General features: G+C 36.9%; 6 protein-coding genes. 5 read left to right on the top strand and 1 reads right to left on the bottom strand.

What is annotated here, in order from left to right:
• The first annotated feature begins 1 nt into the window (after position 1).
• From AC1DRF_RS15205 to AC1DRF_RS15185, 5 genes are all read left to right on the top strand, one after another.
• Positions 2-613 (top strand): flavin reductase family protein, encoded by a 612-nt coding sequence (locus AC1DRF_RS15205; RefSeq protein ID WP_043980143.1) that lies wholly within the window; start codon positions 2-4, stop codon positions 611-613.
• A gap of 351 nt (positions 614-964) precedes the next feature.
• Entirely contained in the window at positions 965-2242 is a 1278-nt protein-coding gene (locus AC1DRF_RS15200; protein ID WP_477741062.1) for an ABC transporter substrate-binding protein, read from the top strand.
• 72 nt (positions 2243-2314) lie between these two features.
• The gene (locus tag AC1DRF_RS15195) at positions 2315-3169 is read left to right on the top strand and encodes a carbohydrate ABC transporter permease (protein WP_013055639.1); all 855 of its coding nucleotides are present in this window, start codon (positions 2315-2317) and stop codon (positions 3167-3169) included.
• Positions 3170-3237: 68 nt separating this feature from the next.
• On the top strand, positions 3238-4044 hold the full coding sequence (locus AC1DRF_RS15190) for a carbohydrate ABC transporter permease (protein WP_427075768.1): 807 nt from the start codon (positions 3238-3240) through the stop codon (positions 4042-4044).
• A gap of 51 nt (positions 4045-4095) precedes the next feature.
• Positions 4096-4830: a sugar phosphate isomerase/epimerase family protein gene (locus tag AC1DRF_RS15185; protein WP_427075634.1), complete on the top strand. Its 735-nt coding sequence runs from the start codon at positions 4096-4098 to the stop codon at positions 4828-4830.
• A 29-nt stretch (positions 4831-4859) separates the two neighbouring features.
• Here the strand turns inward: AC1DRF_RS15185 and AC1DRF_RS15180 are convergent, their stop codons facing one another.
• The gene (locus tag AC1DRF_RS15180; RefSeq protein WP_013055642.1) at positions 4860-5375 is read right to left on the bottom strand and encodes a GNAT family protein; all 516 of its coding nucleotides are present in this window, start codon (positions 5373-5375) and stop codon (positions 4860-4862) included.
• Between the last annotated feature and the right edge of the window lie 345 nt (positions 5376-5720).

The raw sequence follows: 5720 nt of genomic DNA, 5'->3' as shown, positions 1-5720 counted from the left end.
AATGAAGATAGTCGATCCAGCGGTACAAAGTGTAAAAGACAATTATCATTTGTTAACAGGGGTCGTCATTCCCCGGCCGATTGCGTTTGTTACAAGTCAAAATGATGACGGTGTAGTGAATGCCGCACCGTTTAGTTTCTTTAATGTAGTTGCGGCAGAGCCTCCGCTGATTGCCATTTCAGTTTCGAGAAGTGAAGGTCAAATGACGAAAGATACGGCCAAAAATATTAGTTCATCTAAAGAATTTGTAGTTCATCTTGTAGACGAAAACTTAGTGGAACAGGTGAATCAAGCGGCATCTTCTTATCCTTCTTCCGTCAGTGAAGTCGAAGAAACAGGGTTAACGCTAGCACCGAGCAAAAAAGTGCAGGTTCCCGGAATTCAAGAAGCCAGCATTCGGATGGAATGTAAGCTTCACCAAATTGTGCCATTAGGAACGGATGAGGCATACAGCTCAGATTTGTTTATCGGTGAAGTGGTGATGTTTCATATTAGTGAAAAAGTGATAGAAAACGATCGCGTTTCTGCAGAACGTGTGAAGCCAGTCAGCCGACTTGCGGGTTCTAACTATAGTAAATTGGGGCAATTATTTTCCTTAGAACGTCCTAAATAAGCAAGAAAGTGTTACTTATGTAGCAAAAAAATAGTATACATTGGATTTTTTTAAATAAGCGATTGTGTTCTGTTTCAACAATGACAGTACATTCGCTTTTTTTCATGAACGAAAAAGTTAATAGAAACCATAATAACAAAATCAATTTAGAAAAAGGCAAAAATGTAAGGTTTTTGCCTTTTATATTTACCATTGAGGAAAAGGGTATTCATTCATATAATTTAGATTAAGTAAATTGTATACGCTTTCAATATACAGAATTATTTTTCAATAATTCTCTCGAGAAAGAGTCATGAGCGTTTACAAAAAAACTTGCCACACTAGGAGACAAGATTATAGGAGGGGTATTCATTGAAACGTTGGTTTAGTTTAATCAGTTTTGCACTCATTTTAACCCTAGTACTTGCAGGATGCGGAGGAAAGTCCGCTAATGAAACAAGTGGTAGCGGTGGAAAAGAAGTTGTTGCATGGGCTTGGAATATTAACGTACCGGTATTAAAGAAAGCAGCAGCAGAATATCAAAAAGAGAATCCAGGTTTTAAATTAAAAGTAGTGGATATGGGACGTGAAGACGTTTATTCAAAACTAACAACAGGATTGCAAGCTGGCGGAAAAGGCCTTCCTGATATTGTATTAGTAGAAGACGATCGTTTCCAAGGATATTTAGATGCATTTCCAAAAGCATTTTTAAACCTATCTAAAAAAGGATTTGATAAGCAAGAAGATAAGTTTCCTGAGTTTAAGAGAGCCCTTTTATCAAAGAATGGAGATATGTATGGCTTCCCGTTTGATGCAGGTCCAACAGGCGTATTCTATCGCACAGATTACTTTGAAAAAGCAGGCGTAGATCCAAACAGTATCAAAACATGGGATGATTATATTGCAGCTGGTAAGAAAATTAAAGAAAAAGTTGGCGTTGATTTACTAGGTTTAGATTTTAATAATGACGATGGCTTATTCCGAATGACGCTGACACAGCAAGGTACGTTCTACTTTAATAACAAAGGAAAGCTAAATTTAACTTCTAAAGAAGCGAAAAAAGCAATGGAGTTWAATAAGAAGTTAAAAGAAGCAGGCATTGTTAAAAATACAGTGGGCTGGGATGCTTCAATCAGTGCCTTAGCAGAAGGTAAAGTAGCAAGTTCACCATCTGGTGCTTGGCTATCCGGTTCTATTACACAGCAGGCTCCGGATTTAAAAGGAAAATGGGGAGTGTTTTTATTACCTTCGTTTGAAGAAGGAGGTAACCGTGCTTCTAACTTAGGCGGAAGCAACTATGTGATTTCAGCAACTAGTCAAAAAGCAGATGAAGCGTACAAATTTATGGAGTATTTCTCAACAACGGATAAAGTTCAAGAAGAAGCGATGAAGGGCGGATTATTCCCATCATTAAATACCGTATACTCTTCAAAATTATTCACTGCACAAGATGAGTACTTTAACAATCAGACGATTTGGAAAACATTCGCAGATGAAATGAAAGATATTAAACCGGTTAATTTTACGGGCAATTACTCAGTTGCAAACAGTGAAGCAGTCAAAGCTGTGTCAGAAGTAACAAATGGTAAGGGTGTTACAGACTCGCTTGAAGCAGCTCAAAAACGCTTAGAAAACCGAATTAAAAAATAATCAAGAAGCATAGAAGGTGATTTATGGAAAATTGCCTTCTATCTCTTCTTCTTGCGGTACTAGGAGGTCATCATGAAGACAAATAAATCGTTGCCTTACTTATTTATTGCTCCAGCACTTTTGCTGTTCGCGCTGTTTACCATCTATCCTATTTTTTCATCGTTTGTTTTAAGCTTTCAGAGTATGGAAGGCGGAAAGTATGTATTTACCGGGTTATCAAACTATACACGTTTGCTCGGAGATGATATTTTCTGGAAAGCGCTTGGGAATACGGGGATTATTTTAATCGTTCAAGTACCCGTTATGATTTTATTAGCTCTTGTACTAGCTAACGCGTTAAACAGTCAGCTTTTAAGACTAAAAGGTTTTTTCCGAGTTTCATTTTTCTTGCCGGCAGTAACGTCACTAGTTGCCTACTCTATTTTGTTTTCAATCATTCTTCAAGATGAAGGAATTATGAATACTATTTTAGGGTTTTTCGGTATCGATGCCATTCAGTGGCTGGGAGATCCATTTTGGGCTAAAGTCTCAATCATCGTTGCGATGACTTGGAGATGGACAGGTTATAACATGGTTATTTTTCTAGCAGCTCTTCAAAGTTTATCTCATGAAGTTTACGAAGCAGCTGATTTAGATGGAGCAAATCGTATTCAAAAGTTTTTCCACGTAACGGTTCCACAATTAAAACCCGTTATCTTGTTTGCTACTATTTTATCAACAATTGGCACGCTTCAATTGTTTGACGAACCTTTTAACTTAACAAAAGGCGGCCCTGCTGATTCTACTATGACGCTAGGCTTATATATTTATCAAAATGGCTTTAAATACTTTGATTTTGGATATGCATCGGCCATTGCGTACGTTGTTGTATTATTAGTTGGTATTTTAACGTTCTTCCAATTTAAATTTACGGGTGATAAATCATGAGTGTATTAGAGAGAGTAGAAGCAACCGCAGTAGTTACCGTTCCTAAGGTCAAAAAGAAAAGGCACATCATGCGTAAAATAGGACTATACAGCTTGCTTGGGCTGTTTACGATTATCTCAATTTTTCCTTTTTACTGGATGTTTATCGGCGCTACGAATGAATCAGGAAAAATGTTTACAAACCCTCCAACGCTGAAGCCTGGCGATCAATTTATGACAAATCTACAAAATTTAAATGCTACAATTGATTTAGGGCGCGTCTTTTTTAACTCAGTATTTGTTTCAGTCGTGTATGTGATTGTAGCTTTAATGGTCTGCTCCACAGCTGCATATGCGCTATCTAAATTTGAATTCAAAGGCCGAAACGCAATTTTCACTACGCTTTTATTGTCTATGATGATTCCATATCAAGCAACGCTCATTCCACTTTTTCAGCTGATGTCGAATTTTAATTTGCTTGACACGTATTTTGCACTTATTGTTCCGCAGCTGTGTTTTCCGTTTGCTATCTTTTTATTACGTCAGAACTTTTTAGCTTTTCCAACGGAACTTATTGAAGCTGCTCGTTTGGACGGAGCTGGAGAGATGAGAATCTTTTTAACTATTGTGCTTCCTTCTATGAAGCCTGCTATGGCTGCAGCAGCTATTTTCTTATTTATGACACAGTGGAATAACTTTATGTGGCCTTTAGTTGCGACTACATCTAACGAAATGGCTACATTACCAGTTGCTCTTTCAAGCTTAATTGGCTTATCGATTATTGATTACGGTCAAGTAATGATGGGAGTAACAATTGCAACCATTCCAATCATTGTCTTCTTCCTGGCACTTCAGCGTCATTTTATTTCAGGAATGCTTGGAAGTGCAGTAAAATAAAAGCAGAAACTCCTATTATAGGAGCTTTCTCAATGAACAGGGGGAGAGAAGATGGGAGAAATACCTGTAGGAGTTCAGCTTTATACGCTGCGTGAAGAAATGAAAAAAGATTTTAAAGGAACGCTTCAAAAAGTAGCTGCTTTAGGATATCAAGGGGTAGAATTTGCAGGGTACGAAGGATATACAGCAAAAGAAGTAAAAGCATGGTTAACGGATTTACAGCTGAAGCCGGCTTCTAGTCATGTGCCGCTTGAACAATTAGAATCTAATTTAGAGCAAATGATTCACTTTGAACAGCAAGTTGGAAATTCACATATTGTTTGTCCTTATTTAATGCCTGAACGTCAAACTGAAAAAGGATATCACGTGCTTATTGATTCTTTAAATGATATTGATACGTATTGTAAAAAAGAAGGTATGTCGTTTAGCTATCATCATCATGATTTTGAGCTGAAGAAATTGTCAACTGGAAAGTCAGCTCTCCAAACAATCTTAGAAGAAACTGAGGTAAACGTAGAACTGGACATTTATTGGCTGACTAAAGCAGGTGAAGATCCAGTGGAGTGGATGCAGCATTATCAAAATCGTACGCCTTTTATTCATTTAAAAGATATGACAACAGACGGCGAGCAGTTTTTTGCTCCTCTTGGTACCGGAGGAGTAGATGTAAAGGCTGTAATGCAAGAAGGACATAGAGCAGGCGTAAAATGGTGGATCGTTGAACAAGATCACTGTATAGAAAGTCCACTTAGCAGCATTAAAAAAAGCTTAGCATATATCAAATAAAAAACGAACAGACAGCGTCTGTTCGTTTTTTATTGATAAGCTGGAGTCCACTCAATTTCTCCGCACTTATTCGTATAATCAATATTCACCTCAAAGTTATGTTTTTCATAAAAATGAATCAATCTTTCGAGATGATCCCAATCGCGCTCAGCGATATCGCCTTTAATGACATGAACATTTTGATCAACCGCTACTTCTTTTAAATAATTCATACATACAGAGCCATATCCCTTATTAGCGGGCCCTTTAATGTCACCAATAAAAATCGTGTGATTATCTTCATATACGCCATCGATGGCAAAATCCCAAGCCCCTCTATAGGCTTTTGTACATTCATTTAGCATAATTTTACATGCGTTTCCGTCATTTTGTGCCGATACAATAACTAACTGATTATCTTCAGGCTGATCGACACCAATAACTTCATACTTTTTAGCAATTTCTTTTAAATTATCCTGCATGCGAAATAGCTGAAACTCTAAATCATCAAGTGTTTCTTTTAGTTCTTCTGCATTCTGGTTTTTTTCTGTAAGCTGAGTAAACATTTTATACTCCTTTCCGTCTGTTTTCGGTCTAAGTGCGCCTATGACAAAGAGGACACGGTGTATAAAGCGAAACTTTATTTAGCAAAGTATCTACCTTAGTAAAAATATAAAAAGGAAAGAACCTGATTTGATTGATTATTCATCAAAACGGCTGCTTTCCTTAGCATTCACTTTTAAATTTTTCACAACGTGTATAAGGGTAACAAAGACTCATTAATTTTGTCAATAAGGTTGTAGGTCTATTTATAAAGAAGATAACAGGTCATTTTACTTATTTGGAAGAAAAAATAATGGGTGAAAAAAGAATCATTTTAAAGTAAAATCATTGAAGGAAAAGTATGGTTA

Source organism: Priestia sp. P5_B4, assembly GCF_056400385.1.
This window is presented reverse-complemented; position numbering and strand designations above follow the sequence as displayed.

Bases quoted from the DNA above. Each gene is read 5' to 3' on its own strand.
- AC1DRF_RS15180 (WP_013055642.1), bottom strand. From the start codon at position 5,375: ATGTTTACTCAGCTTACAGAAAAAAACCAGAATGCAGAAGAACTAAAA.
- AC1DRF_RS15205 (WP_043980143.1), top strand. From the start codon at position 2: ATGAAGATAGTCGATCCAGCGGTACAAAGTGTAAAAGACAATTATCAT.
- AC1DRF_RS15190 (WP_427075768.1), top strand. From the start codon at position 3,238: ATGCGTAAAATAGGACTATACAGCTTGCTTGGGCTGTTTACGATTATC.
- AC1DRF_RS15195 (WP_013055639.1), top strand. From the start codon at position 2,315: ATGAAGACAAATAAATCGTTGCCTTACTTATTTATTGCTCCAGCACTT.
- AC1DRF_RS15185 (WP_427075634.1), top strand. From the start codon at position 4,096: ATGGGAGAAATACCTGTAGGAGTTCAGCTTTATACGCTGCGTGAAGAA.